The sequence below is a fragment of the Nocardia sp. NPDC050697 genome (assembly GCF_040654395.1).
Lineage (GTDB): Bacteria > Actinomycetota > Actinomycetes > Mycobacteriales > Mycobacteriaceae > Nocardia.
The window spans coordinates 207,016-233,082 of the sequence record NZ_JBFAHY010000010.1 but is presented as its reverse complement, the minus strand read 5'-3'; the positions used below and the strand labels follow the sequence as shown (position 1 = coordinate 233,082).

Here is a 26,067-nt window from a genome sequence, read left to right as displayed (position 1 = left end):
TGGACATGCTGCCAGCGTTGCCCCCGACCGCGACCGAACGCTCTGCCCCCGCCCCCACCGGCCCTGGCTCGACCCCGCCCTGCGGTGGGGGTATCTGTGGCTGCGGTGGTGTGGTGGCAGCGTTGTCGCCGGTGCTAATCGAGCCCGCGTCACCACCCACCGCGACACTGCGCGACCCCGAAGCCGCCACCGCCGACGACGTTGCGGTGGCCTGAACAGCCGCCGCCTGCCAACGGCACTGCCAAGCCGAGATGGTGATATTGGCCGCGGCCAACACCACGACCAGCGCCCACATCCACCATGGCCCACCACCTGTTGCCACATTCACCACCAGTGCCAACCCGGCACTCAACACCGCCGCCGCGATCGGTACTGCGAGCGGCCACAACGACCCCGACCCCGAATCCATATATCCTCCGCCCTGGCCGATGCGAGCGTCGCCCGTCGAATCCGTAAAACCTAGCCGGAAACTCTCCGTCACAGCGTCATTCGAACCATCGACACACAAGCAGGGTCTGGTGTACAAAGACGCTGAACCGACCGACCACGCCCACCGACGCCTCCACGACCGCACATCATCCACCTGTGTGATGCGCTGACCGATTGAGACCAAGTCCCTTTTCTGAACGCGACTCACGGGAGCGCTATTGCCAGCTTGAGGGATTACTTGTTGCGGCTGGCCTGGCCGAGAGCCCCCGCTTCTGCGCCGTTGTGAGGTTGCCGCGGGTGAGCCGGGTGTCAGGGTGGCCGGGACCCAAGATCCGTTCTCGGTCAGTAAGGGTGCCCTCGTAAAGCGAAATCGCCTCGGCGAGCCGTCCCGCCGTTTCGTAGGCGCTGGCGAGATTGTGGCGGGAACTCAGGGTGTCGGGGTGGTCGGTGCCGAGGATACGTTCTTGGGCGGTGAGGGTCTGCTCCAGCAGCAGGATCGCCTCGGCGACCTGTCCCGTCGAGTAGTTGGCGTAGGCGAGTTTGATGCGCGAGTCGAGGGTGTCGGGATGGTCAGTACCGAGGATGCGTTCCTGAGCGGTGAGAGTGGCCGCGAAGAGCGGGATTGCCTCGGCGAACCGCCCCGTCGAAGAGTAGGTGTCGGCGAGGTTGTAGCGGGAGGTGATAGTGGCAAGGTGGTCGGGGCCGAGGATTCGTTCCCGGTCGGTGAGGGTTTGCTCTAGCAGCGCGATCGCCTCGGTGAGCCGCCCCGCTTCTTGGTAGGCGCCGGCGAGGTTGTTGCGAGAGATCAAGGTGTCGGGGTGTTCGAGGCCCAAGACCCGTTCCCGGTCGGTGAGGGTCTGCTCCAGTAGCGCGATCGCCTCCGCGAGCCGCCCTGCCGAATGGTAGGTGCTGGCGAGGTTGTTACGAATGATCAGAGTGTCGGGGTGGTCGGCGCCCAGGGCTCGTTCCCGATCGGTGAGGGCCGCCTCGAAGAGCAGGATCGCCTCGGTGAACCGCCCCGCCGAGACGCGGACGTAGGCGAGGTTGTTGCGGGATTTCAGGGTGTCGGGGTGGTCGGGGCCGAGGATCCGTTCCCGGTCGGTGAGGGTAGCCTCGAAGAGCGGGATAGCCTCGGCGAGCCGCCCCACCGACCGATAGGTGCTGGCAAGGTGGCTGCGAGAGATCAGAGTGTTCGGGTGGTCAGGGCCGAGGATTCGTTCCCGGTCGGTGAGGGTCTGCTCTAGCAGCGGGATCGCCTCAGCGAGCCGCCCCGCTTCCTGGTAGGCGCCGGCGAGGTTGCCGCGGGAGGTCAGGGTGTCGGGGTGGTGGGGGCCGAGGATCCGTTCCCGGTCGGTGAGGGTTCGTTCATGGAGCGTGATTGCCTCGGTGGTCCGGCCCGCTGTGTCGTAGGTGCTGGCGAGGTTGTTGCGGGCTGCCAGGGTGTTCGGGTGGTCGGGGCCGATGATTCGTTCGAGGTCGATGAGAGTGGCCTCGAAGAGCGGGATTGCCTCGGCGACCCGTCCCGCCGACTCGTAGGCGTAAGCGAGGTTGTTGCGGGCTGTCAGGGTGTTCGGGTGGTCGGGGCCAACGGTTCGTTCCCGGTCGGTGAGGGTGGCCGCGAAGAGCGGAATCGCCTCGGCGATCTGGCCCGCCAATTTGTAGGCGCTGGCGAGGTTGTTGCGGGAGTTCAGGGTGTCTGGGTGGTCGGGCCCTATGGTTTGTTCCCTGTCGGCCAAGGCCTTCTTGAGGTGGGTCAGGGCGTTAGTGTGCAGGCCTTGGTCGGACAAGAACAGCCCAGTGATGTTGCGGATCGCTGCGATCGTCGGGGTGGTCAGGTCGCGGCCATTGTCGCTGGTGGTGAGGCCGGTGAGGGCGTCGATGTGGGGGAGCAGTGCCCGCCAGGTCGGCCACGTACCCGGGTCCTGGTGGTCCGGCAGGGTGGCGTACAAGGTTTCGGTGGCGTGGGTGCGGGCCGCGGTGATCTTCTCCGGGTGGCGGTGGGGGTCGGTGAGTTCGGGGTCGGGTGTGCGGGTCACGGCTTGCACTAGCCGGTGGATCGAGAGCGTGCTGGTGGTGAGGTCGGGGGTGATCATGTTGTAGGTGGCCAGGACCCCGAGTGCTTTACTGCGTTTCGGCGGTTCCAACCCCATCGCATCGCACAGGCTGAGGGGGATGGCGTCGGGTGCGTACCAGGCCAGGGTGCGCAGCAGATCGACCGCGGCGGGTTCGATCTGGTCGGTGCGGTTCAGGGTGATTCGCCAGATCCGGGCGATGGTGCGCTCGGAGTCGGTGTCGACATCGGCCTGCCCGAATGTCTCGGCGGGGTATTCGGCCAGCAGTTGCAGGTAGCCGCGGGGGGTGAGGAACGGGTCCTGGGCCAGGTAGGCGCCGGCTTGTTCGATGGCCAGGGGCAGGTGCCCGAGCTCGGCGCACAACTCGGCCGCGCCGTCCGTGTCGCGGGGCCCGTTGGTGGTGAGCAGGGCGGTGAGCAGCTGCAGGGACTCCTCGGGTTCGAGCACGTCCAGGCGCATGATCGGAGTACCCGGTGCCCAGCCGCTGGCCCGGCGGCTGGTGACCACGACCCGCCCCCCGGTCCCGGCCCTGGCCAGCACCGGGGTGATGAGTTTCAGGTCGTCGGCGTTGTCGAGGACCAGCAGCCATTCGGTGTGGGTGGCCAGCCACTGCAGAGCGCGGTCGGCGAGCTGCTCGACCTCGAGCACCTGGGCCAGTGCCGGTTGCAGCCGGTTGGCGAACGCGGCCAAACCAGCGGTGAGGTTGGTGTCGGTGTCGGCGGTGATCCACACGATCGGCGCGAACCCGTGCGGGTGGGTCGCGGCCCAGTGCGCGACCAGGGTGGACTTGCCGATCCCGCCCAGTCCGTGCACCGCCGCGACCACCACCGGACCTGCCCCGGCGAAGACGGTGGTGAGCTTGTTGAGTTCGTCGTCACGGCCAACAAATTCCCCCGGCCGGGCCGGGATGTTGTCGATCCCTGCCCGTGCTTCGATCTCGGCCATCGGCACGAACGCCTCGGCGGGAAGCTGCACCACCCGGGAGTTGTCGCCGGTCAGGATCGAGCCGTAGACATCGCGGCCGACTGCGGCCGACCGCTCCCCCGCAGCATGCACCTGACCCGCGCCACCATCCCTGGTCGGATCGGATGCGGCGGGACCCGGAGTTGTCACGAAGTGCTCGGCCCGGGCCGTCGATCACCGGTGGAGATCGTGCCGGCGTCACGGCCCACCGCGACCGACCGCTCCCCCGTAGCCGACACCGAGCCCGGCGCCCGCCCGTCGTCCGGGGAAGCCGATGCCTCGGCGGGATCCTGCGGCGCCGGATCCCGCGGCGGCGGCACGGGAGACGCCGATGGTGTGGCGGGCGCATGATCGTCGCCGGTACGGATCGAACCCGCGTCACGCCCCACCACAACACTGCGCGGACCCGCCGCCTGCATCGACGCAGCCACCTGCCCAGGTTCGGGTTCAGGAGAAGTGGCAGTCATCTGGCGCCGGTACTGCCACACCGAGGTTGCGATACCGGCCACGGTCAACCCCGCGACCAGCAACCACATCCACCACGGCCCGCCACCGGTCGCCAGATTCACCGACACGGCCAGCCCAGTACTCAGCATCGCCGCCACCGTCACCGGCCACACCACCGGCCACACCGAAACCGACCCCGCACTCATACCAGACCTCCCACTGTCGAATCCCCGCGAGCGTCAGCTCGCGAACCGGCACAACCTAGCCGAAAACTCAGCCCCGCACTGTCGTTCGAACTATCGACACCCCCTGGGGGCGACGGAACAGTCAGCGGCCTCCGTCATACGGCACCCCTCCTGGGGCCCGATTCCGACCCGCTTATCGGAGGTCAGGACTCGTCAGTCGTCTTCGGGCGACGCGGCCGAGCGGTCCGCGTACCGCACACGGATGCCCGCTTCCTGCACGAGGAGGCGGGCATTGGTGTGTTCCGGGGTCACATGTGGAAGTAGTGGTTGGGGCTCACCGCGTAGTAGATCGTCGGAATCCACAGCACGAAGATGCCGAGGAACAGGTGCTTGATGATCGAGTGCCCGGTCTGCTGCCGGTTGCGCACGATCTGCGGCTGCTGGCGGCCCGCTGGCTGCTGCTTGTAGGGCTGCGGTGGGTACGCCACTGGCGGCTGCTGCGGGTAGCCCTGTGGGTACCCCATCGGCGGCTGCTGCGGATACCCGGGCGGCGGCTGGTAGCCGTATGGAGGCGGCTGCTGCGGGTAGCTCATGGACAGATCGTAGCGAGATGCGCGCAGGCGGGGTCCCGGTAGTAACCGCCGAGGAATCAACGAAATGCGACCTGCCCAGCCCGGTCGCATCGCCGTTGCAGGTAGGGCGACAGGTGGCCCGTCGATGGGTTTCGACGGGCCACCATGCCGGACGCTGCGCGGGGTCAGCCGGCTCCGGATTCGATCCGGTGTTGTTCGACCACGTCGTCGTACTGGCGGCGCCGATCGGCTTCCATGTCCTGCTCGGCGTCCATGCTCACACTCCACGGAATGGGGCACGGTGGGGCGTGGTCGGGATCAGGGCACAGCAGCCGCTCCACCTTCTCGGTGAAGGCGCGGGCCTCGGCTTCGGTGGCGATGATTCCGACGTGGATCTCCCACAGTCGTTTGTCTTCGGGCACGAATCAGATCTCCTTGCAATGACGCTTGTAGTACCCCTGCGGGACGTGGCGGTCGGCGTCCTTCTTCGCGGCCGCGACCGCGTCGGGCTTGGTCTTGCCGGTGCCGGTGCCGGTGATGTATCCGGTGGTCTCGCCTCCGTGCTTGACCAGGTGGCACTGAACAGTAGCGGTGTGCCGAGCGATCGGCTCCACCTGCACAGCGGTCTGCGCCGACGGTGCCGCCGTGGCGATGGCCGGGGCGAGCAGCCCCGCCCCGAGAGCCAGCGACGCGACGGTGGTGATGGCCAGCTTGCGCACGCGCATGATGAATTCCTCCCCTTCGTGTGACCGAATCCTCCTGTTTCGGCCTCCGAAGGATTGGACGCGGGCTGATCTTGATCGGTTCCATCACTCGACAAATTCGTTCGGATCGCATTCTCCGAGAACGGCTTACAGGTCGAACACGGCGTGCACCGCCATCCCGGCAGCGGCGGTGCCGAGTTCCACGGTGCCGCGGTGCTCGGTGAAGCGGTCGGAAAGTTCCGGCGGTCAGGCTGCCCACGGCGCGAAGCCGTGGCCGGCGAGCGGGGCGGTGCAGCGCTCACGCGCCGGTCGGGGATGTCGCAGACGTCGATCGTGGGCGTGTGCTTTCGCCTGATCGTTCGTCGAGCTTCCCAGCTCGACGCGGTGCCCGGATCCGGGCTGTCGAGGTGCCGGTGCCCGGCTGGGGAAGAAATATCTCGGCCGGAGGGAACCGATCTCGAACTGGCGGCGTCAAACCATGCAACAGAACCACTTTGGGCACGCAAGCGCAGGTCACCGCCATGGTGAACTGCCGGTAGAGCGTGCGATCAGCTCGGATGGAAGGGGGGATTTGCCGTGTTCATGAACACCGAGGTCGTGGCCGGGGTGGCGGGGGCGCTGCAGGATTCCGCGCGGGCAGTCAACGACTCCGCGGTGCGCGTGGCGGCGGCCGGGCTGAGCTTCGAGCCGAGGCAGGCGGGCCGGGACTACCTCGACCGCGGGCGGCGGGTGAGCGAGGGGCTGGAGCGGGTGGCCCGGATGCTGTTCGGGTGGGCCAACAGCAGCCACGACTGTGGCACCGCGCTGCAGCCGTGTGTAGCGGCCGGGGTGGTGACCGAGCAGTCCTCGGCGGCCGAGCTCGTCCGGCTGGCGGGTGTCGCCGCGTGAGGACCTGGTGGACGCGGGCGGGGTGGAGGCCGTTCTTGGATTCCGGCGCCGCGGGGCTGCACTGGTTCGAGGTGTTCGTGCCGCGCTACCGGGAGTGGACCGGCGCCGACCCGGCCGGCGGCGGCTACGAGGCGTTGGCCGCCCGCTACGACCAGCAGCGAGGCACCGACGTCAGCGGGCTGCGGGCCTTCGCCACCGCGCTGGCCGGGGAGGTGGAGTCCGGGCTCGCCGCCGAGCTCACCACTCAGGGAGCACGAGCCCACGAGCTGGCCACCGGCTGGCACGGCTCGGCGGCCTCGGCCAACGCCAGCCAGCTGCTCACCGACGTGCGAGCGCGCTCTACCGCCGGGGTGGAGACGCTGCGGGAGGTCTCCACCGCCGCGGCCACGGCGGTGGAGACCATCGAGACCGCGATCGGTGCCAAGGCCACCGCAGTGCGCGACGGTTTCACCGGCGAGACCGTGGCCGGGGCGAGCGCGGCGCAGGTCGACCGGGTCCTCGACCGCGCCTGCGGCACCGGCGGCGGTGGGGACGAGGAGCTGCGGGCGGTGCTGGGCGAGCACGGCGGCGGCACCGACGTGGCCGCGGGCTGCCGCCGCTGGCTCGACGAGGTCTTCGCCGCGCGGGTCGAGGAGCGGGTGGCCGTGTTCACCGCGCTGTGCGCCGACACCGACACCACCATCACCGGCGCCTACGCCCAGCTGCTCGGCGTGCTGGAGCGGGTCGAGGTCGCCTCGTTCACCTCACCCAGCGGGCAGCCCGCGGCCGAGACCGACCTCACCTACACCGCGGTGGCCCAGCCGCTCTACCAACCCTCGACAGCCCTCACCACCAAGGAGGCGGCCGGGCAGGACGCGAGCCGGCCCCTGCTCGCCCTCGGCACCGAGATCAGCGACCCCGCCACAACACCGGCTTCGACCGGCACCGAGGCGCCCGCTGCCAGCGACATGCCCGCCGCCGACGAGGTGCCCCTCGACGGCGAAGAGCTCACCGTGGAGATCGGCACCGAGGCGCCCGCTGCCGATGCGGCGCCACTCGACGCCGCCGCCGCGGCGTCGGCGTCGTCGGAGAGCGAGGACGTCCAGATCCCGGGCGCGGTGCCGAGCTCGGCGGTGCCCGGGCAGTGGAGCGCCACCGATACCGCGGCCGTGATCACCGCGGCGAGCCAGATCACCGGGACGATTCCGGACCTGATCACCGCGGTCGGTGGGCTGGCGGGCAACCTCGACGAGATCATCACCGCCACCGGCCAGGCCGGTGCCGCGGTGATCAGCGCGGCCGGGGAATCGGCCGCGGCGGTCATCGACGCCACCGACAACCAGCCCAGCGCACCCATCCCGGGTGCAGACATCCCCGCCGACACCGGCATCGACGCACCGGACGGCCTGCCCTCCGCGGGCGATCCGGAACTCTCCCCGCCCGGCGAGGCCGCTGATCCGCAGACCCCCGTCTCCGTCACCGGCGAGGACGCCACCCCGGCCGGGGATCCGGTCGAGGAACTCGACTCCACGAACTCGGGCGACCTGCCGGTGAACACTCGATCCAGCACCTCCGCTCCCGGTCCCGATTCGGGGGTGGCCAGCTCACCGGCCACCGTCGCGGCCGGGTCGCCCGCGGTATGGCCGGGGCCGACCGGCAGAACCGAGGCCGTCGAGCGGCGCCCGCAATCCGAGGTGGTTGCGAACACGCAGCTCCAGCACCAGACCTGACACGCATCCGCGGCCGCGGCGCCCCTCGGGCGTGAGAACAGAGTGGTCGACACAGCAGGGCGCACATGCACCGGCGCAACCGGTACGGCCCGACACAAGACCCGGCGGCGGGGAGCTGGCACTCCCCGCCGCACGGTAACTGCTGCCCAGCAGCAGCTTTCGCAGTTCAGAACCCACAGATAGGGAACACTCCATGAACCTTCTCCGCACGAACTCCGCTGCGAGGACAATCGTAGCGGCGCACCCCGCGCTCCCCGGCGCAGCGGCGAACTCGACCGGTACGGCGAGGACTCTGCTCGGGCGCGCGCTGCTGATCGCACTGGCCCTGGCCGGCCTGATCATCACCGGCGTGCACGTCTCGGGCCCCGCCCACGCCTACCAGCCGTGCACCAACTACCGGGTCACGACCAACTGGGGCAGAGTCGAAGTCGACACCCGCCCGGCCGGCGGCGACCCCACCGGCAACATCGCCTGGGCCATGTTCATCAACGACATCTCCCACATCCCCGGCCGCTACGACTACCAGGTCCTGATCAACGGCAAGTCCCTGTTCACCGACACCATCCACAAGGACAACAACCTGCACATCACGATCCCCCGGTTCCAGAACAACCGCTACGTCTACGAGTCCGGCGACGAGATCCAGGTGATCGCCTCCCACGCCGCCGGGAAGGTCCTGTATGTGACCCCCATCAACCGCTGCACCGTCCCCTACTTGGCAACATAGCCAGCATGGATCAGGAGATATCGCGCCACGGCGCCGACCTGCTCGCCGCCGACATCGAAACGGCTCTGGGCGTCGAGGTGCACATCGACGAGACCATCCCCGACCGTCTGCTCCGCCAGCCTTCGCCTCCAGCGTGGTGGATCGAGTTCACCGTCCCGACCTGGAACATCCTCATCGGCTGTACCCCCGTCGCGCACACCCCCAGCGGTGTCGCCTGCGAACTCGCCCGGCGACTGCACGACGACGTCCTGGCCCGCAGCGGCAAGATCTGGCCGCCCAACCCCCACGGCGGAGACCAACCGCTGCTGCCCACCGGCGACGGGTGGCAGGGGCCGGGCGGCTCGATACCCTACGGGCAGATCAGGACAGCCGCAGATCCCGATCCCGGCCTCGACGGGGTGGTCCGATGGTGGCTGCCCCACAGCTACGACGGCCTCATCGCCAGCCGCTCCGGCGACGTGTGGTTCTCCCGCTGGCAGTACCGCGGCGACGACCAAACCATCACCCCCGGCATGCCGGTGACCTGGCTCATCGGCGAAGGACAACACGGAAAGTACCGCCAAGCCAGCGAGGTCCGGCCAGTCCGGTCCTGACCGCGCGGGACGACATCGACAGCCCCGGCGCACCAGCACCGGGGCTGTCGATGTGCGCGCGGCAGCTGCAGCGACCGCCATCGGCCCCATGCACGTCGAACCGGCACCGCCCCGATCGGGCCCGAGCTGGCCCACGTCGCCTGGGAAGCCCAGGCCACCGGCAACCCGGTACTCACCGCGAACGCGGCCGCCACCGTCCTTGGAATGACTGTCAACCGTGATGCCGAGGTCAGCGGTCATCTTGTGCAGGTTACGGTCACTATGAGTTGGTCCGGCGCTGGTCGATGACGGTGCCGCAAGTTGGCTTGGGCGGCTCGCCGACGTCCCGGACGTTGAACTCAGCAAGCCACTCTGTTCGAGCCGCGTGATGGTGGGTGCTGCAGGCAAAGGCGATGGCATCCGGAGTGGTGCCGGTGTTCGTCGTGCTGTAGGCCTCGACCTGCTGAGAAGCAGGAACTCCGCACTGAGGGAATGGTGGATGGATCTCGGGACCGTCACCGTCGTCCCGGAGAACAGCGAGGGCGCGGTTCAACTCGTGCGGTGCAATGTCATTCTTCAGTTCGGTCAACTTGCGCCTGTACCAGTCGATCGCGCCTTGTCTCGTGATGCCGAGGAGGCCGCCGATCTCCGCCCAGGTCATCCCGCCTTCGCGAGCCTCGCGCATCATCGACCATCGCGCGGAAGTGGTCGTCTCTACGATGCGGCGGGTGGCTATCAAGGCCTGTCGGGGGCTGATGCTGGCCAGCTCGTTCAGCATGCGAATACAGGTGGCACGGCCCTGCTCGCTTTCGGCGGGATGCTCCAAAGCCTCGGTGAAAATCCGGCGTTGCCGGTGGGCGGCCAGCACCGCGAAAATATCTTCAAGGTCGGTGTTCGTGAGGATGGCTTCCACGTTCACGCTGGCGGCCAGGTGACCGGATCGCGTGCGTGGCATGACGTGATGACCGTAGTTGTCCATGAGGCAAGTTTGCTTGCTTCGCCGGGGGTGCGCAAGTTTTCTTGCCTAACGGTTGTCGACGCCGATCTGGCTGCCCCGGGCCTGGATGGCTGAGGCCTATCTGCGGGGGTAGGGGATCTACCTACTGCAGCGCGCGGCAATGCCAGCTGTAGTGGCAGCATCATCGGAGTGAACTGATCAGGGCTGTGTCCGGGGTGCTTGGTGGCCGCGCTTGGGACGACTGCAAGGTTGAGGGAAGTGCTCATGGAGTCATCGCCTCTCCATCGGGGCCGGTCGGTGACGGCTCGAACGCCCAGGTCGGTCGCATCGTCGGGGGCGACGGCTTCGCAAAGTTGTCACCGCGGGGCCCGCGCGTTCCGTTCCCATTCGTTGTAGCCGTGTTGCGCGAAGGACTATGTGACCTGGTGTCAGTTTGCTTGGAAGTTGCGGGGAATAGCGCTGTGCCCGCGCTCGCTTACAGATGGTGGGCCAAATTGTAGACAGATCGTAGAGAACCGGGGGATACGCCACAGATGCCCAGGTCGTGGTGGGATAGGGTTTATTGGTCATGATGTCGGCTTGCCCGGGCACCCCCTCTCGCGCGGTGCCCAAGACGGTCTACCTCGATCACGCGGCAACGACTCCGATGTACCCCGCCGCCCTCGAGGCGATGACGGCTGCCCTCGGCCGGGTCGGGAACGCTTCGTCGCTGCATGGTTCGGGGCGGGCGGCGCGGCGGATGCTGGAGGAGGCGCGGGAGTCGATCGCGGCGGATCTGGGCGCCCGGCCCTCCGAGGTGATCTTCACCTCGGGTGGGACCGAGAGCGACAATCTGGCGATCAAGGGCATCTACTGGGCGCGGCGGGACGCGGAGCCGCGGCGGCGGCGGATTCTGGTCGGCGCCACCGAGCATCACGCGGTGCTGGACGTGGTGGAGTGGCTGGAGCGGCACGAGGGCGCGGAGATCACCTGGCTGGCGGCGGACGGCGCGGGGTTCGTCACGCCCGCGGTGCTGCGGGCGGCGCTGGACGAGCACCGTGACGAGGTGGCGCTGGTCACCCTCATGTGGGCGAACAACGAGGTGGGGACGATTGCGCCGATCGCGGAGCTGACGGCGGTGGCGCGGGAGTTCGACGTGCCGCTGCACAGCGATGCGGTGCAGGCGGCGGCGCAGCTGCCGATCGATACCGGCGCCGTCGGGCTGGCCGCGGCGAGCTTCGCCGGCCACAAGGTGGGCGGGCCGCACGGGGTCGGCGTGCTGCTGCTCGGCAGGCAGGTGCCGTGTGTCCCGCTGCTGCACGGGGGCGGGCACGAGCGGGATCTGCGCTCCGGGACCTCGGATATCCCGGGGGCGGTGGGGTTGGCGGCGGCGCTGCGGCAGACCGCGGCGGAGCTGCCCGCGCGGATCAAGGAGCTGCGGGAGCTGCGCGATGCCCTGATCGAGGGAGTGCGCGCGGTGGATCCGGAGGCGGTGCTGAACGGCCCGGCCGGGGAGCTGCGGCTGCCCGGGAACGCGCACTTCACCTTCCCGGGCTGCGAGGGCGATTCGCTGCTCATGCTGCTGGATGCGGCGGGGATCGAATGCTCGACCGGGTCGGCCTGCACGGCTGGGGTCTCGGGGCCGAGCCATGTGCTGGTGGCGATGGGGGTCGAGCCGTGGCAGGCGCGCTGCTCGCTGCGCTTCTCGCTCGGCCACACCTCCACCGCGGACGATGTGCAGACGCTGCTCACGGTGCTGCCGGGAGTGGTGGAGCGGGCCAGGGCGGCCGGGCTCACGAGCGTGAAGGGAGCGTACTGATGCGGGTTCTCGCCGCGATGAGCGGCGGTGTCGACTCCGCGGTGGCGGCGGCGCGGGCCGTTGACGCCGGGCACGACGTGGTCGGCGTGCACCTGGCGCTGTCGGCGCAGCCGGGCACGCTGCGCACGGGGTCGCGGGGCTGCTGCTCGAAGGAGGACGCCGGGGATGCCAGGCGCGCCGCCGATGTGCTCGGAATTCCGTTCTACGTCTGGGATTTCGCGGACCGGTTCAAGGAGGACGTGATCGACGACTTCGTCGCCTCCTATGCCGCGGGTGAGACGCCGAACCCCTGTCTGCGCTGCAACGAGAAGATCAAGTTCGCCGCGCTCGCCGATCGCGCGGTCGCGCTCGGCTTCGATGCGGTGGCGACCGGGCATTACGCGCGGCTGTCGGACGGGGTGCTGCGGCGGGCCGTCGATGCCGACAAGGACCAGTCCTATGTGCTCGCGGTGCTCACCGCCGAGCAGTTGAGCCGGGCCATGTTCCCGGTCGGGGACACGCCGAAGCCGGAGATTCGCGCCGAGGCCGCCGCGCGCGGGCTCGCGGTGGCGGACAAGCCGGACAGCCACGACATCTGCTTCATTCCGTCCGGGGATACCAGGGCGTTCCTCGGGGCGAAGATTGGGATCCGGCCGGGTGCCGTCGTCGATGCCGACGGGCGGAAGCTGGCCGAGCACGAGGGGGTGCACGGGTTCACCATCGGGCAGCGGAAGGGGCTCGGGTTGCCGGGGCCGGGTCCGGACGGGAAGCCGCGGTACGTGACCGGGATCGATCCGGACTCCGGGGAGGTCAGGGTGGGTTCGGCCGAGGAGTTGCAGGTGTGGACGGTGCGGGCCGAGCGGGCTGTTTGGACCTCAGGGGCCGCGCCGGACGGGGCTCTCGACTGCGTGGTGCAGGTTCGGGCGCACGGGGGGACGGCGCCCGCGGTGGCCGAGGCGGTGGATGGTGGGCTCACAGTTCGGCTGCGCGAGCCGTTGACCGGGGTGGCGCGGGGGCAGGCCGCGGTGCTGTACCGACCGGATAGTGCCGGTGACGAGGTCATCGGCAGCGGGACCATCGCCGGTACCGACAGCGCCGTGCCGATGGCCGACGCCCGGTGAGCGCCGCCGTCGAGGCCGTGCTGCGGGGTGGGGTCGCCACGGGGGTCGGCTCCTGGCCCGGTACGGATCCGCGGGAGGCCGCGGCGACCGTTGTCGGGGAGCTGCCCGGGTTGGCGCATCTGGTGGAGTTGCCTGCGCGCGGGGTCGGGGCCGATCTGCTCGGGCGCGGGTGTGCGCTGCTGGTGGACCTGCCGTTCGACAGCACCACGCGGGGGTACCGCTTCGCCGCGCGTGCGGGTGGGGTGGCGCGGCGGGCCCATGATCTGCTGCGGACCGATCTGGATGCGCTCGAGGAGGCGTGGGAGCGGGCGGGGGCGCCCGGGACCGGGCGGGCGGTGAAGGTGCAGGTTGCTGGGCCCTTGACCTTGGCGGCCGAGGTGGAGCTGGTCAATGGGCATCGGGTGCTCACCGATTCCGGGGCGCGGCGGGATCTCGCGGAATCGCTGGCCGAGGGGTTGGCTCGGCACGCCGCCGAGGTGGGGAAGCGGTTGAACGCGCCGGTGGTGGTGCAGGTCGATGAGCCGTCCGCCGGGTCGGTGCTGGAGGGTTCGCTGCGCGGGGTGAGTGTGCTGGACTCCGTGCGGTCGCTGCCCGAGCCGGAGGCGCTCGATCTCCTGGATACCGTGATCCGGGCGCAGTCCGTGCCGGTGGTTGTGCACAGTTGCGCCGCGCCGCCGCCGCTCGCGCTGTTCCGGGCCAGCGGGGCCGCCGCGCTCGCCATCGACGTCGCCGCGCTGCGGACCAAGGATCTGGATGGGGTCGGGGAGACGCTGGATGCCGGGAAGCTGCTGGTTCTCGGGTTGGTGCCGAGTACGCCCGGGGACGGTGAGCAGGGGTGGCGTGAGCTGGCCGAGCCGGGGGTTCGGCTGGTGGATCGGCTCGGGTTTCCGCGTCGGACGCTCGCCGAGCGGGTGCTGGTGAGCCCGGCCTGCGGGTTGGCGGGGGCGACGCCCGAATGGGCGCGGCGTGCACTGGATCTCACCGCCGATATCGCCCGCGCGTACGCGGAGGAGCCGGAGATGCTCGGCGCGGAGTAGCCGCTTTGTATGTCGCCCGCTTCGCGCTCGACTGATCTTTCGCCGTGGTGATTGGCCGGAGATCGCCCGATTGCGGGGGCGGGCGCGCCGAGGCCAGGGCTCGCCCAGCCGCGGGTTGTGGGTCGCGCGTTCGGGCTCGAAGCTCGCGCCCGCGACGCCGGGCCGAACGCCTCGCACCGCGCCGACGTGCGGCGATCCGCCCGGAATGTGTCATACCCCTGGACTATCGTGCCAGTTGTGACCGAACCCGAGGCCCCCGCACCGGCCACGGCCGAGGAGCAGCGCGCCTGGCAGCAGCTCGCGGACGAGGTGCGCGAGCATCAGTTCCGCTACTACGTGCGGGACGCGCCGATCATCACCGACGGCGAGTTCGACACGCTGCTGCGCCGCCTCCAGGCCATGGAGGACGAGCACCCCGACCTGCGCACCCCGGATTCGCCGACGCAGCTGGTCGGCGGCGGCTTCGCCACCGACTTCACGCCGGTGGACCACCTGGAGCGCATGCTCTCGCTGGACAATGTCTTCGACCTGGACGAGCTGCGTGCCTGGGCGACGAGGGTGGAGGCGGAGACCGGGCCGGACCTGCACTACCTCTGCGAGGTCAAGATCGACGGGGTCGCGCTGAACCTGGTCTACCGGAACGGGCGGCTGGAGCGCGGGGCGACCAGGGGGGACGGGCGCACCGGCGAGGACGTCACGCTGAACGCGCGCACCATCGAGGACATCCCGGCCGAACTCACCCCGAGCGAGACCTTCCCGATTCCGGAGCTGCTCGAGGTGCGCGGCGAGGTCTACCTGCGGCTCGAGGATTTCGAGACGCTCAATGCCGCCATCGTCGCCGACGGCAAGCCGCCGTACGCGAACCCGCGCAACACCGCGGCCGGTTCGCTCCGGCAGAAGGACCCGGCGGTCACCGCGCGGCGCCGGCTGCGGATGATCTGCCACGGCCTCGGCCGGATCCGCGGCTACGCCCCGGCCGCGCAGTCCGAGGCGTACGACGCGCTGGCCGCCTGGGGGCTGCCGGTCTCGCCGCACACCCGGCGGGTGCGGGGGATCGACGCGGTGATCGAGCGGGTCGCCTACTGGGGCGAGCACCGGCACGATATCGAGCACGAGCTGGACGGCCAGGTCATCAAGGTCGACGAGGTGGCGCTGCAGCGCAGGCTCGGCTCCACCTCGCGCGCCCCGCGCTGGGCCATCGCCTTCAAGTACCCGCCGGAGGAGGCGACCACCACGCTGCTCGACATCAAGGTGAATGTCGGGCGCACCGGGCGGGTGACGCCCTTCGCGGTGATGGCGCCGGTCTCGATCGCGGGCTCGACGGTCTCGATGGCGACGCTGCACAATGCCGCCGAGGTGGTGCGGAAGGGCGTGCTCATCGGCGACACGGTCACCATTCGCAAGGCGGGCGATGTGATCCCCGAGGTGCTCGGGCCGGTGGTCGATGCCAGGCCCGCCGATGCCCGCGCCTTCGAGATGCCGACGCACTGCCCGGAGTGCGGCACGCCGCTGGCGCCGGAGCGCGAGGGCGACGCCGATATCCGCTGCCCGAACACCCGCTCCTGCCCGGCCCAGCTGCGCGAGCGGGTGTTCCACGTGGCGGGGCGCGGCGCCTTCGACATCGAGGCGCTCGGCTACGAGGCCGCCATCGAGCTGCTGCGCTCCGGCGCCATCACCGACGAGGGCGATCTCTTCGACCTGGACGAGCCGCGGCTGCTCGGCACCCCGCTCTTCGTGAACAAGAACGGCAGCCTCTCGGCCAATGGCAGGCGGCTGCTGGAGAACCTGCACGCCGCCAGGGACCGGCCGCTCTGGCGGGTGCTGGTCGCGCTCTCCATCCGGCACGTCGGGCCGACCGCGGCGCGGGCGCTGGCCGCCGAGTTCGAGACGATGGAGCGGATCGAGGCGGCGACGCTGGACGAGCTGGCCGCGGCCGACGGGGTGGGCCCGACCATCGCGGCCGCGGTGGCGGAGTGGTTCACCGTGGACTGGCACCGGGCGATCGTCGAGAAGTGGCGGGCCGCGGGGGTCCGGATGGCGGACGAGCGGGACGCCGGGATCGAGCGGAACCTGACCGGTCTCTCGATCGTGGTCACCGGCTCGCTCACCGGGTTCTCCCGGGACGAGGCCAGGGAGGCGATTCTGGCGCGCGGCGGGAAGGCGGCGGGGTCGGTGTCGAAGAAGACGGCCTTCGTCGTGGTCGGCGAGGCGCCGGGCAGCAAGGCCGCCAAGGCCGAGGAGCTCGGGGTGCCGATCCTGGACGAGGAGGGGTTCCGCACCCTGCTCGCGGAGGGGCCGGAGGCGGTGCGACCGGCCGCGGGGGAGTAATGCCCGGCTCGAATCCGGCCCAGTGCGTCAGCTGACGGTGACGATGGCGCCGGTGGTGCCCTTGGGGTCGAACTTGGCGCAGTGGTTGTTGCTCAGCTCGACCGTGCGGCGCAGCTTCTTCCGCTCGCTCTGCACCTCGACCACGACGGTCGAGCCGCTGTTCGAGCAGACCTTCACCACCGCCGGGCTCAGCCCGTAGGCGACGCTGCCGGACTGGCAGGTGTAGGTCGTGTCGTGGAAGAAGATGCGGGCATTGCCCTCGGCGCACTCGAAATCGTCGGCCGCGGCGTCCGGCGCCGCCAGCGCCAGCCCGAGCGCGACCGCGGCGACCGCGCAGCCACCGGCCGCGATCCGCACCGGGAGGGCGAAGGGCTGCGGCTCGGCCACGGCGGTGACGGCAGTGTGCTGGTTCATGGGCGACCACCTGTTCGCAACGGTCGGGCAGGGCGGGCCGCGGTGTGCGGCATCGGAGGATGCGCACCGGCCCCGGCAGCAGGGATGCTACCCCGCCCGGCCGCCGCCCGCCGGGCGTGTGCTGCGACGATAGCCCGATGCTGCGCAGTTTCCAGGTGACGAACCACCGGTCGCTGGCCGGCCCGCAGGAGCTGCGGCCCGCCCGCGGCAGCGGCCGGGTCGCGGTGCCGGTCACCGGGATCACCGGCGCGCCCGCCGCCGGGAAGTCGAACCTGCTGGACGCGCTGGACCGCATGCGGGACGCGGTGCTGCACTCGGTGACCGGCTGGGACCCCTACGCGGGGCCGCCGCGCACCCCGCACCCCGGCTTCCCGGAGCGGCCCACCGAGTTCGTCGCGGGGTTCGTCGCCGAGGGCGTGCCGTACAGCTACGGCTTCCGGCTCACCGATGCCGAGGTGACCGCGGAGTGGCTGCACACGCAGCCGCGCGGGCGGCGCCGCATCGTCTTCGAGCGCGAGGGCGAGCAGGTGCGGATCGGGCCGGCCTTCGAGGCCGCGCGGTTCGGGCTCGGCGCGGTGGTGCCGCTGGTCCGGCCGAACGCGCTGCTGCTCACGCTGGCCGGGCAGCTGAACGCCGAGGCGCTTGTCCCCGCGTACCGCTGGTTCGCCGCGCTGCTCGAGGTGCAGCGCGGCCCGCTCGACCCGGACGCGGTCGCGCTGCGGCTCGGCGGCTACCTCTCCCGGGAGCCGCGCGGCGCGGTCCGGCTGCTGGAGCTGGCCGGGGAAGCGGGGCTCGGCATCACCGATCTGCTGCTGCCTGCGCCTGACCCGCGCTACGCCGCGTACCTCGCCGAGCTCGACCGCGACCTGGCGGGCGGCGCCGAGCAGCTGGAGCTCTGCGCCACCCGCCCCGGCCACGCCGACCTGCTGCTCCAGCAGCACGGGCTGACCGAGAACGCGCTGGCCAGGGAGCTCACCGCGCTGCGCGGGGCGCGGGACGCGCTCTTCGCCCGGATGGCGGCGCGCTCCGGCCCCGGCGTCCGGCTGCTGCACGCCGGGATCGACACGCCCTTCGCGCTCGCCGACGAGCCCGCCTCGGCGCAGGCGCTGCTGCGGCTGCTCCCCGCGGTGCTGGACGCGCTGGACACCGGCCGGGTGCTCGCCGTCGACGATCTCGACGCCGCGCTGCCCGCCGCCACCGCCGAGCGCCTGATCGGGCTCTTCCGCGGACCGGAGACCAATTCCCGTGGCGCCCAGCTGATTTTCACCAGCCGCGAGCCGCTCGGGGGCGGGCGCGGCTGGACCATCCGCCGCACCGAGCAGGGCACCTCCGAGCTGACCGCCGGCTGAACGCCCGGAATGCCCGGTACGGTGGGGGGCGTGCTGGAGTTCGCGATGCTGCTGATCATGGCGGCCACCCTGGTCGCGCTGGTGGTGCTGTACCGGCGCGGGAAGCGCGGCATGCCGATCGCCGAGCCCGAACAGGGCTCGCTGTACATCACCGGCGTGAGCCCGCGACCGGAAGCCTTCGGTGAGCAGTTCGTCACGGTGACGGGGAATCTCACCGGCCCCGGCGTCGCGGCCACGCAGGTCTACCAGCGGTTGGTCTGGGACGGCGATCATTGGCCCGCCATCGGCGACACACTGCCGGTGATCTACCCGGCCGGGAAACCGGACCGCTGGCAGATCGTTCGACCGGGCTAGAGCACCCCGGCGACGATCCCGGCCAGGTAGCCGAGCCGCGCCACCTCGGAGGGGCGGAAATCCGGGCCGCCGGGGCGGCCGAGCAGCAGCGCGCGGCCGTGGTGGCCGAGCGGCGCGGCGGCCAGCTTGGTGTCCATGTCGCGCCAGATCTCCGGCACCCATTCGGATTCCGGGTCGAGCACGGTCGGCTTGTCCAGCGGCAGCCACGGCGCGGAGCCGGCCTGGGTCTGCGGCGCGCTCTGGCTGCCGACCACCCGGTACGCGCCCTGCAGCCCGGTGTCGATGATGGTGCTCCAGCCGACCCGCAGCACCCGGGGCACGCCGTCGACCAGCACCTGCAGCCGGTCGTCGCGCGCGCTCGCGACCTGGTCGATGAGCTCGAGCTCGCGGTGCGTGTCGAGCAGCCCGGAGTAGGGGCGGATGGAGTCGACCACGACGTCGCCGATCGACTCGGCGGCGGTGATCAGGGTGTCCGGGAGCGCGTTGGGCGGTACGTCGACCACGAGGTCGTCCACGGCGAACCCGGCACCGCGCTCGACCACGTCCAGCGAGATGATGTCGGCCCCGACCGATCCCAATGCCAGCGCGAGTGCACCGAGGCTTCCCGGGCGATCCGGAAGTTGCACGCGGAGCAGGTAAGACACGCGCGTTCCTTTCCTTGGTAGCCGAGGCTCTGTACGGATACCCGGGTCACGCAATACTTACACCCGGAAGGCAGGGTTATCGACCCGAACTCGGCGCAGTGACGTACGCCACAGTCGTTTTCGCGCGGGGGGTGCTCCGAGGCCGGGGCGCGGGAACCCGCGGAACCGCGCGGACTAGGCTGGACGGGTCTTCTCGCCCCCGGCGCCACGTGCCGGGGACGACCTGCTCGAACCCACCATCACCGACGCCGAAAGGGGTCCCGCGGTGCCCGCCATCTCCCGCGACGAGGTCGCACACCTCGCCCGGTTGTCCCGGCTCGCGCTGTCCGACGACGAACTGGATCAGTTCGCCGGACAGCTGGACTCGATCCTGAGCCACGTGCGGACCATCTCCGAGGTGGCCGCCGCGGACGTCCCGGCCACCGCGACGCCGAATCCGGTCGCCAATGTCACCCGGCTGGACGAGGTGCGGCCGTGCCTCACCCCGGAGCAGGCGCTCTCCGGCGCGCCCGCCGCCGAGGAGCAGCGCTTCCTGGTGCCGCAGATCCTGGGGGAGGGCGAATGAGCGACAGCACGCAGCTCTCCGCCGCCGAGCTGGCCGCGAAGATCCACGCCCGCGAGCTCTCCTCGGAAGAGGTCACCCGGGCGCACCTGGACCGGATCGCCGCGGTGGACGGCGAGTACCACGCCTTCCTGCACGTCGCGCCGGAGGCGGCGCTGGCCGCCGCCCGGGTGGTCGACGCGAGCCTGGCCGCCGGCGAGGAGCCCGCCTCGGCGCTGGCCGGAGTCCCCTTGGCGCTCAAGGACGTCTTCACCACCACCGACATGCCGACCACCTGCGCCTCGAAGATCCTCGAGGGCTGGATGTCGCCGTACGACGCCACGGTGACGGCCAAGCTGCGCGCCGCCGGCATCCCGATCCTCGGCAAGACCAATATGGACGAGTTCGCCATGGGCTCCTCCACCGAGAACTCGGCCTACGGCCCGACCCGGAATCCCTGGGACACCACCCGGATTCCCGGCGGCTCCGGCGGCGGCTCGGCCGCGGCGCTCGCCTCCTATCAGGCGCCGCTCGCCATCGGCACCGACACCGGCGGCTCGATCCGGCAGCCCGCCGCCGTCACCGCCACCGTCGGCACCAAGCCGACCTACGGCACCGTCTCCCGCTACGGCCTCGTCGCCTGTGCCTCCTCGCTGGACCAGGGCGGCCCGTGCGGCCGCACCGTGCTGGACACCGCGCTGCTGCACGAGGTGATCGCCGGGCACGACCCGCGCGACTCCACCTCCCGCGACGTGCCGATCCCGGCCGTGGTCACCGCCGCCCGTGAGGGCGCGCGCGCCGATCTCACCGGCGTCAAGGTCGGCGTGGTGCGCGAGCTGCACTCGGACAGCTACCAGCCCGGCGTGCTCGCCTCCTTCGACGCCGCGGTCGCGGTGCTGAAGGATCTCGGCGCCGAGGTGATCGAGGTGTCCTGCCCGCACTTCGAGTACGGGCTGCCCTCCTACTACCTGGTCATGCCGTCCGAGGTCTCCTCCAACCTGGCCCGCTTCGACGCCATGCGCTACGGGCTGCGCGCCGGCGACGACGGCAAGCACAGCGCCGACCAGGTCATGGCGCTGACCAGGGCGGCCGGGTTCGGCCCCGAGGTCAAGCGGCGCATCATGCTCGGCACCTACGCGCTCTCGGCCGGGTACTACGACGCCTACTACGGCCAGGCGCTCAAGGTGCGCACGCTGATCGCGCAGGACTTCGACCGCGCCTACGAGCAGGTCGACGTGCTGATCTCGCCGACCAGCCCGTTCACCCCGTGGAAGCTGGGCGAGAAGGTCGACGACCCGCTCGCCATGTACCTCTCCGACCTCTGCACCCTGCCCACCAACCTGGCCGGGCACCCGGCCATGTCGGTGCCCTCCGGGCTCAGCGCCGACGACGGCATGCCGGTGGGGCTGCAGATCATGGCGCCCGCCTTCGCCGACGACCGGCTGTACCGGGTGGGCGCGGCCTACGAGGTGGCGCGGGGGCCGATCGCCTGAGCGGGAGCCGCCGGACGCTGTCGTCCGGCGGCTTCGGCGGCCGGGGTCAGTGCGCGCGGAGCGCTTCCGCGCGGGTCTTGACGCCGTCGGTCATGCCGCTGAAGCCGCGGCGCAGGTCGGCGCCGAGCAGCGTGGCGACGAGCGGGTGCAGCCAGCCGTTCAGCTCGAAGTGCGAGGCGTAGCGGGTGCGGCCGGCGTCCAGCGCGGTGACGGTGTGCGTGCGCAGGCTGTGCAGGGTGCCGAGCGGGACCGGTTTCATCCGGTAGCCGAGCGTGCTGCCGGGGGTGTGCTCGACGATCCACTCGCGCTGCCTGCGCGGTGTCGCGCCGCGCAGCCGGACGTGCATGTCGATGGGGTCGCCCGGCTCCAGGGTGCTGCGGCACTCCGGGACGAAGGGGTTCCACTCGCCGTAGCGCGGCAGGTCGGTGACGACGTCCCAGACCAGTTCGGCGGGGGCGTCGATCTCGACGACGTGATCGAGGACGAAGGCCATGCGGCGAAACTAGAACAAGTTTCACTTCGGGGCAAGGTGGGTGGCGCAGTCGCCCATGGCGGTGCCCTGGTCGGTGCCGTAGCGGTGGCCGTGGCCCGCAGGGGCGTCGAGGGCGCCGAGGAGGTCGGCTCCGGTCTGCAGGAACGACAGGACCGGCTGCCACTCGGGGGCGGGGGCGTCGGGGCGGGTGGTGCCGAGATCGGGGGCGTGCCACAGCAATCGGGGGGACCAGTGCACGACGGGGTCGGAGCGGTTGGCGAGCACGGTGGCGCCGGCGCGGTGCACCGCGTTCGCCGGTGGTCCGGCCCAGAGCGCCGCGCAGGTGCGGCGCTGCTGGTCGGCGGCGTCGGGGAAGATGCCGCTGCCGCCGAGGGCGCCGAGGCTCTGGCCGTAGAGGTAGAGGCGCGGCGGGTCGGGGAGGGTGGACAGTCTCCGCTCCAGGGCGGTGAACAGGGCGCGGGCGGAGTCCGCCGCCTTCTCCGGGCCGGTGACGAAGGTGACCCAGCTCGGGGCCGCGGAGTACTGGAGGGCGACCATCGCCACGTCGCCCGCGAAGCGGGTCTCCAGCCCCCTGGCGGCGCCGGCGTCGAGCCAGCCGGAGCCGGTGGGGACGGCGAGGACCAGGTGGCGGCGGGCCAGGCCGCCGGTGCGCTGGAGTTCACGCAGGGCGAGGGCGACGCGGTCGTCCAGGGTGGGGGCGGAGTCGAGGCCGATGTAGACGCGGACCGCGTCGGCGCTGCCGTCGGCGACGAAGCGGCGGCCCTGGGTGCCGAGGGTGTCCCAGGGGACGGTGGAGTACGTCGAGCCCGAGCGGGTGTACGGGAGGGGGGAGTTCGGCGACGCTACCGCCTGGGCGCCGTGCGGGAGCGGGACCAGGACGACGGTGGCGACGCCGAGGGCGAGTGCGCCTATCGCGGCGCGGCGGGGGGCTCTGCGGACGGTTCGCACCACCAGGACCGGGGTGGTGAGCAGGGCGGTGGTCAACGTCGCCCAGAGGGCCCAGTGCGCGGGCGTGGCCGGGGTGGTGTCCATGGCGGTGCGCAGGGTGTTCTGCCAGATGGCTGCGGCGGTGCAGCCGACGAGTACCGCGGCCGCGGTGAGGGCGAGGACCGGGGCCCGGTCGGCGATCTCCGCACGGTCGCCCCACGCGGGTTTCTGTCCTGGCCGGGCGCCGCCGCGGCGCGGGAGCGCACGGACCGCCGCCGTGCCGCCGAGCGCGAGCGCGACCAGCAGGGCGGTCAGCATCGCCTGGGTGAGCGGGCTGCGCGGGAGCAGGCCGGGGGCCAGCGAGGCGACGACGGCGAAACCGGTTGCCAGCGTTGTCGGCACGCGCGGCAGTGCCTCGGGCCGGGCAGGGAGCGCGACGGCAGCGATCCGCGGTGCGTACCCGGCGATCACAGCCGTGCCGCCACGGTCGGCCCTGCCGCCATCGGCCGTGCGGCGCCGTCCGGCCGCACCTCGGCGCGGGCCGGCGCGGTTTGCACCGCACCCTTTTTCCCGCGCCGGGAGAAGCGCAGCGCGACGGCGCCGGTGGCGAGCACCCCCGCCCCGGCGAGCATGCCGGCATTGTTCCCCTCGGGGTCCGGCACCGTCACCTCCTCCACCACCGGCACCCCGAAGTCCTGCCGGTGCGAATTGGCGCTGACGGCGGCGCTCGCCACATCGGCCATGAAATGGCAGCGGCTGCGGGAGAACTCGTCGGCGCGCACCTCGCAGGCCCGGTGCAGGTGGGCGGTGAGCGCGGCGTCCAGGTCGCGGCGCGCCCACGGGCCGAGCGGGGCGCCGCGGCCGTCGGCGAAGCGCAGCAGGTCGTAGCCGAGATCGTGGCCCTTGCACGGCAGTTCGAATTCGGCGGGGAGGGTGACGGGGGAGGAGCAGCCGCCGTCGGGGCGCACCACGAGGCCGTCGAGCAGGGCGGGGTGGTAGCCGAAGAGCTCGGGGAAGCCCTGCGGCACGGTGAGATCGAGGTCGTCGGTGCTCAGCGCGCGGACCGCGGCCGCGGCGTCGGAGTCCTCGGCGGGCGCCGGCGCGCTGGCCGCCGATTCGCCCGCGGTGAGGGTCAGCGCGGGTGCGACGACGAGGGCGAGCACCGCCCCGGTCGCGGTGACCGCCGCCAGCCGCCGATGCGGGGTGCTGCGCTTCCATCTGCTCATGCCGGTCGACGCTAGGGACGCCGGTCCGGCCGTTACCTCCCGCTCGGGTCGCTTCCCGCACCGGTTCCGGTGGGGGAGGGGGTCGGGGGGCCCGTACCCGGGTAGGGGGGCTGCTTCATCCGCCGGGGTGAGGACAGTCCTCGCCGGAGTTCCTACTGTCGAGGTCATGAGGAAAATCAGGGTAACCGCGCGACGGAGCGCAGCGTGAAACGGCGGATGCGGGGTATCCCCGCCAAGTTGTGGGTCGATGCCTGCACGGTGCTCGTCGCCGTCACCTTCTACTCCGTGGCCTGGCCGACGCTGCACGTCACGCACGTGGTCACGCCGCCGGTGCAGCCCTTCCTCGCCGCGCTCGCCGCCTTCCCGATCCTGCTGGTGCGGGTGAACCCGGCGCTGGGCTGGGCGGTCTCGGCGGGCTCGGCGCTGCTCATCGCGGCGGCGGTGCCGCACCAGCCGGGCAGCGACCTGCCGTTCCAGGTGGTGCAGCTGATCTGCCTGATCGTGCTGCTCTTCGCGGTCGGGCTGCGCGCCCCGCTGCCGCTGGTCGGGGTGGCCTGGCTGGCGACATCGCTGCTGGTCGGCGCCACCATGCCCGGTGCGGGGGCGGAGCTGGGCTGGCCGCTCGGGTTCGGCGCGCTGATCCTCTTCGCGCTGCTCGTTCGCTGGCTGGTGCTCTCCCGGCGGCAGCTCTCCGCCTTCGAGGAGGAGAACGAGCTGGAGCGGGCGCGGCGGGCCATCCTGGAGGAGAAGGCCAGAATCGCCCGTGACCTGCACGATGTGGTGGCGCACCACATGTCGCTGGTGGTGGTGCAGGCGCAGACGGCGCCGTACCGGGTGGAGGGGGTGAGCGCGGGGGCGCGCGCCGAGTTCGAGTCCATCGGGGCCACCGCGCGGGAGGCGCTGAACGAGATCAGGGGCATGCTCGGCGTGCTGCGCAGCGACGGGCAGCTGCCGGAGCACGCGCCGCAGCCGAGCGCGGCCGATCTGCCCGCGCTGCTCGACGCCACCCGGCGGGCCGGGGTGCCGCTGAGCTGGACGGTCGAGGGCGAGCTCGGCGGGGTGCCGGAGACGGTCGGGCTGGCGCTCTACCGGATCGTGCAGGAGTCGCTCGCCAATGCCTCCCGGCACGCGGCGGGGGCCGAGGTGCGGGTGGCCGTCGCGGTCGGGGCGGAGCTCACGGTGTGGATCGGGAACGAGCCGGGGACGCCGGGGCCCGCCGGGAACGGCGGGCACGGGGTGGCGGGGATGCACGCCCGCGCGGTCGCGGTCGGCGGTGAACTGGTGGCGGGGGCGCGGCCCGGCGGCGGGTTCGACGTGCGGGCGCGGCTGCCGCTCGCGGCGGGTGTGGCACTGATGCCCGCGGCGGCTGCCCCGCAGCGGTGATCCGCCGGATCCGCGGCGCGTCCGGCCCGGCGGCCCGCACCGTCACCCCCGGAATCGGGGGCACGGACCCCGGGACAATTAGGGTGGGCGCGTGGCAATAACGGTGCTGATCGCCGACGACCAAGCGATGGTGCGGCAGGGGTTCGGCGCCCTGCTCGCGGCCCAGCCGGACATCAGCGTGGTCGGCGACGCGGCGGACGGAAGGGCGGCGGTGGCCGAGGCCGCCCGGCTGCGCCCGGACGTGGTGCTCATGGACGTCCGGATGCCGGAGATGAACGGCCTGGACGCCGCCCGCGCGATCCTCGCCGCCGGGTTCGACCCGCCGGTCCGGGTGCTCATGCTCACCACCTTCGACATCGACGACTACGTCTACGAGGCGCTCGGCATCGGCGCCAGCGGCTTCCTGCTCAAGGACGCCCCCGCCGAGGAGCTGGTGCGCGCCGTCCGGGTGGTCGCCGAGGGGCAGGCGCTGCTCGCCCCGACCGTCACCCGCAGGCTGATCGCCGACGTCACCCGGCGCCGGGCGGGCCGGGTCAAGCCAGCGCCGCACCTGAAGCAGCTCACGCCGCGGGAGCGCGAGGTGCTGGAGCTGGTCGCCCGCGGCATGTCGAACACCGAGATCGCGGAGTCGCTCTTCGTGGCCGAGCAGACCGTGAAAACCCATGTCTCGAAGATCTTCTCGAAGCTGAACCTGCGCGACCGGGCGCAGGCCGTCGTGCTCGCCTACGAGTCCGGGCTGGTCACCCCGGGGTGA

Annotated in this window: 25 protein-coding genes; 14 read left to right on the top strand and 11 right to left on the bottom strand. The window is 71.6% G+C overall.

Annotated features, from left to right (window positions below; translation table 11 throughout):
- Positions 1-644: 644 nt before the first annotated feature.
- The 5 genes from fxsT to AB0H71_RS29730 all read right to left on the bottom strand — a co-directional run bounded on the left by fxsT (position 645) and on the right by AB0H71_RS29730 (position 5,393).
- Positions 645-3,614: an FxSxx-COOH system tetratricopeptide repeat protein gene (fxsT, locus tag AB0H71_RS29750; protein WP_357027372.1), complete on the bottom strand. Its 2,970-nt coding sequence runs from the start codon at positions 3,612-3,614 to the stop codon at positions 645-647.
- Positions 3,611-4,117, bottom strand: a complete 507-nt coding sequence (locus AB0H71_RS29745; RefSeq protein ID WP_357027370.1) for a hypothetical protein — start codon at positions 4,115-4,117, stop codon at positions 3,611-3,613. Before AB0H71_RS29745 ends, fxsT begins: the two co-directional genes overlap by 4 nt.
- Positions 4,118-4,404: 287 nt before the next feature.
- Positions 4,405-4,689 (bottom strand): hypothetical protein, encoded by a 285-nt coding sequence (locus tag AB0H71_RS29740; RefSeq protein ID WP_357027368.1) that lies wholly within the window; start codon positions 4,687-4,689, stop codon positions 4,405-4,407.
- Positions 4,690-4,853: 164 nt separating this feature from the next.
- Positions 4,854-5,090 carry a hypothetical protein gene (locus AB0H71_RS29735; protein ID WP_357027366.1) on the bottom strand — a complete coding sequence of 79 codons (237 nt, stop codon included), beginning with the start codon at positions 5,088-5,090 and terminating at the stop codon, positions 4,854-4,856.
- A gap of 3 nt (positions 5,091-5,093) precedes the next feature.
- Entirely contained in the window at positions 5,094-5,393 is a 300-nt protein-coding gene (locus AB0H71_RS29730) for a hypothetical protein (protein WP_357027364.1), read from the bottom strand.
- A 561-nt stretch (positions 5,394-5,954) separates the two neighbouring features.
- On the opposite strand from AB0H71_RS29730, the gene AB0H71_RS29725 reads away from it, so the two are divergent.
- The 4 genes from AB0H71_RS29725 (at position 5,955) to AB0H71_RS29710 (ending at position 9,289) form a co-directional block, all read left to right on the top strand.
- A complete protein-coding gene (locus AB0H71_RS29725; RefSeq protein WP_357027362.1) occupies positions 5,955-6,260 on the top strand; it encodes a hypothetical protein in 306 nt (101 codons plus the stop codon).
- A 35-nt stretch (positions 6,261-6,295) separates the two neighbouring features.
- Positions 6,296-7,969 (top strand): hypothetical protein, encoded by a 1,674-nt coding sequence (locus tag AB0H71_RS29720; RefSeq protein WP_357027360.1) that lies wholly within the window; start codon positions 6,296-6,298, stop codon positions 7,967-7,969.
- Between the two features lie 193 nt (positions 7,970-8,162).
- A complete protein-coding gene (locus AB0H71_RS29715; RefSeq protein WP_357027358.1) occupies positions 8,163-8,696 on the top strand; it encodes a hypothetical protein in 534 nt (177 codons plus the stop codon).
- A 5-nt stretch (positions 8,697-8,701) separates the two neighbouring features.
- Positions 8,702-9,289 (top strand): hypothetical protein, encoded by a 588-nt coding sequence (locus tag AB0H71_RS29710; RefSeq protein WP_357027356.1) that lies wholly within the window; start codon positions 8,702-8,704, stop codon positions 9,287-9,289.
- Positions 9,290-9,548: 259 nt separating this feature from the next.
- Here the strand turns inward: AB0H71_RS29710 and AB0H71_RS29705 are convergent, their stop codons facing one another.
- A complete protein-coding gene (locus tag AB0H71_RS29705) occupies positions 9,549-10,247 on the bottom strand; it encodes a hypothetical protein (RefSeq protein ID WP_357027354.1) in 699 nt (232 codons plus the stop codon).
- A gap of 550 nt (positions 10,248-10,797) precedes the next feature.
- Between AB0H71_RS29705 and AB0H71_RS29700 the strand changes: the two genes are divergently transcribed.
- The 4 genes from AB0H71_RS29700 to ligA all read left to right on the top strand — a co-directional run bounded on the left by AB0H71_RS29700 (position 10,798) and on the right by ligA (position 16,489).
- On the top strand, positions 10,798-12,024 hold the full coding sequence (locus AB0H71_RS29700) for a cysteine desulfurase family protein (RefSeq protein WP_357027427.1): 1,227 nt from the start codon (positions 10,798-10,800) through the stop codon (positions 12,022-12,024).
- On the top strand, positions 12,024-13,124 hold the full coding sequence (gene mnmA / locus AB0H71_RS29695) for a tRNA 2-thiouridine(34) synthase MnmA (protein WP_357027352.1): 1,101 nt from the start codon (positions 12,024-12,026) through the stop codon (positions 13,122-13,124). Before AB0H71_RS29700 ends, mnmA begins: the two co-directional genes overlap by 1 nt.
- Complete coding sequence (locus AB0H71_RS29690; protein ID WP_357027350.1) at positions 13,121-14,161, top strand: methionine synthase; 1,041 nt, start codon at positions 13,121-13,123, stop codon at positions 14,159-14,161. Before mnmA ends, AB0H71_RS29690 begins: the two co-directional genes overlap by 4 nt.
- Positions 14,162-14,398: 237 nt before the next feature.
- Positions 14,399-16,489, top strand: a complete 2,091-nt coding sequence (gene ligA, locus AB0H71_RS29685; protein WP_357027348.1) for an NAD-dependent DNA ligase LigA — start codon at positions 14,399-14,401, stop codon at positions 16,487-16,489.
- Positions 16,490-16,516: 27 nt separating this feature from the next.
- Here the strand turns inward: ligA and AB0H71_RS29680 are convergent, their stop codons facing one another.
- Positions 16,517-16,903, bottom strand: coding sequence for a hypothetical protein (locus tag AB0H71_RS29680; RefSeq protein ID WP_357027346.1), 387 nt, complete (start codon positions 16,901-16,903; stop codon positions 16,517-16,519).
- Between the two features lie 137 nt (positions 16,904-17,040).
- On the opposite strand from AB0H71_RS29680, the gene AB0H71_RS29675 reads away from it, so the two are divergent.
- Positions 17,041-18,252: an ATP-binding protein gene (locus tag AB0H71_RS29675; protein WP_357027344.1), complete on the top strand. Its 1,212-nt coding sequence runs from the start codon at positions 17,041-17,043 to the stop codon at positions 18,250-18,252.
- Between the two features lie 30 nt (positions 18,253-18,282).
- Positions 18,283-18,606, top strand: a complete 324-nt coding sequence (locus AB0H71_RS29670; protein WP_357027342.1) for a hypothetical protein — start codon at positions 18,283-18,285, stop codon at positions 18,604-18,606.
- On the opposite strand, the gene AB0H71_RS29665 is transcribed toward AB0H71_RS29670, so the two are convergent.
- Positions 18,603-19,250 (bottom strand): amino acid-binding protein, encoded by a 648-nt coding sequence (locus tag AB0H71_RS29665; RefSeq protein WP_357027340.1) that lies wholly within the window; start codon positions 19,248-19,250, stop codon positions 18,603-18,605. The genes AB0H71_RS29670 and AB0H71_RS29665 overlap by 4 nt on opposite strands.
- 265 nt (positions 19,251-19,515) lie before the next feature.
- On the opposite strand from AB0H71_RS29665, the gene gatC reads away from it, so the two are divergent.
- Together gatC and gatA are read left to right on the top strand one after the other, a co-directional pair.
- Entirely contained in the window at positions 19,516-19,815 is a 300-nt protein-coding gene (gene gatC / locus AB0H71_RS29660) for an Asp-tRNA(Asn)/Glu-tRNA(Gln) amidotransferase subunit GatC (protein ID WP_067658516.1), read from the top strand.
- Complete coding sequence (gene gatA / locus AB0H71_RS29655) at positions 19,812-21,284, top strand: Asp-tRNA(Asn)/Glu-tRNA(Gln) amidotransferase subunit GatA (protein ID WP_357027337.1); 1,473 nt, start codon at positions 19,812-19,814, stop codon at positions 21,282-21,284. The genes gatC and gatA overlap by 4 nt, the downstream gene beginning before the upstream one ends.
- A 46-nt stretch (positions 21,285-21,330) precedes the next feature.
- Here gatA and AB0H71_RS29650 read toward each other — a convergent pair whose 3' ends face one another.
- The 3 genes from AB0H71_RS29650 to AB0H71_RS29640 all read right to left on the bottom strand — a co-directional run bounded on the left by AB0H71_RS29650 (position 21,331) and on the right by AB0H71_RS29640 (position 23,930).
- Positions 21,331-21,777, bottom strand: a complete 447-nt coding sequence (locus AB0H71_RS29650; protein ID WP_357027335.1) for an SRPBCC domain-containing protein — start codon at positions 21,775-21,777, stop codon at positions 21,331-21,333.
- Positions 21,778-21,798: 21 nt separating this feature from the next.
- Complete coding sequence (locus AB0H71_RS29645) at positions 21,799-23,106, bottom strand: alpha/beta-hydrolase family protein (protein ID WP_357027333.1); 1,308 nt, start codon at positions 23,104-23,106, stop codon at positions 21,799-21,801.
- 65 nt (positions 23,107-23,171) lie between these two features.
- Positions 23,172-23,930, bottom strand: a complete 759-nt coding sequence (locus tag AB0H71_RS29640) for a hypothetical protein (RefSeq protein ID WP_357027331.1) — start codon at positions 23,928-23,930, stop codon at positions 23,172-23,174.
- Positions 23,931-24,134: 204 nt separating this feature from the next.
- Between AB0H71_RS29640 and AB0H71_RS29635 the strand changes: the two genes are divergently transcribed.
- Complete coding sequence (locus AB0H71_RS29635; RefSeq protein ID WP_357027329.1) at positions 24,135-25,313, top strand: histidine kinase; 1,179 nt, start codon at positions 24,135-24,137, stop codon at positions 25,311-25,313.
- A 91-nt stretch (positions 25,314-25,404) separates the two neighbouring features.
- Positions 25,405-26,067, top strand: a complete 663-nt coding sequence (locus AB0H71_RS29630) for a response regulator transcription factor (RefSeq protein ID WP_357027326.1) — start codon at positions 25,405-25,407, stop codon at positions 26,065-26,067.

Bases quoted from the DNA above. Each gene is read 5' to 3' on its own strand.
- AB0H71_RS29745 (WP_357027370.1), bottom strand. From the start codon at position 4,117: ATGAGTGCGGGGTCGGTTTCGGTGTGGCCGGTGGTGTGGCCGGTGACG.
- AB0H71_RS29740 (WP_357027368.1), bottom strand. From the start codon at position 4,689: ATGAGCTACCCGCAGCAGCCGCCTCCATACGGCTACCAGCCGCCGCCC.
- AB0H71_RS29730 (WP_357027364.1), bottom strand. From the start codon at position 5,393: ATGCGCGTGCGCAAGCTGGCCATCACCACCGTCGCGTCGCTGGCTCTC.
- AB0H71_RS29725 (WP_357027362.1), top strand. From the start codon at position 5,955: ATGAACACCGAGGTCGTGGCCGGGGTGGCGGGGGCGCTGCAGGATTCC.
- AB0H71_RS29715 (WP_357027358.1), top strand. From the start codon at position 8,163: ATGAACCTTCTCCGCACGAACTCCGCTGCGAGGACAATCGTAGCGGCG.
- AB0H71_RS29710 (WP_357027356.1), top strand. From the start codon at position 8,702: ATGGATCAGGAGATATCGCGCCACGGCGCCGACCTGCTCGCCGCCGAC.
- AB0H71_RS29705 (WP_357027354.1), bottom strand. From the start codon at position 10,247: ATGGACAACTACGGTCATCACGTCATGCCACGCACGCGATCCGGTCAC.
- AB0H71_RS29700 (WP_357027427.1), top strand. From the start codon at position 10,798: ATGTCGGCTTGCCCGGGCACCCCCTCTCGCGCGGTGCCCAAGACGGTC.
- mnmA (WP_357027352.1), top strand. From the start codon at position 12,024: ATGCGGGTTCTCGCCGCGATGAGCGGCGGTGTCGACTCCGCGGTGGCG.
- AB0H71_RS29680 (WP_357027346.1), bottom strand. From the start codon at position 16,903: ATGAACCAGCACACTGCCGTCACCGCCGTGGCCGAGCCGCAGCCCTTC.
- AB0H71_RS29675 (WP_357027344.1), top strand. From the start codon at position 17,041: ATGCTGCGCAGTTTCCAGGTGACGAACCACCGGTCGCTGGCCGGCCCG.
- gatA (WP_357027337.1), top strand. From the start codon at position 19,812: ATGAGCGACAGCACGCAGCTCTCCGCCGCCGAGCTGGCCGCGAAGATC.
- AB0H71_RS29650 (WP_357027335.1), bottom strand. From the start codon at position 21,777: ATGGCCTTCGTCCTCGATCACGTCGTCGAGATCGACGCCCCCGCCGAA.
- AB0H71_RS29640 (WP_357027331.1), bottom strand. From the start codon at position 23,930: ATGAGCAGATGGAAGCGCAGCACCCCGCATCGGCGGCTGGCGGCGGTC.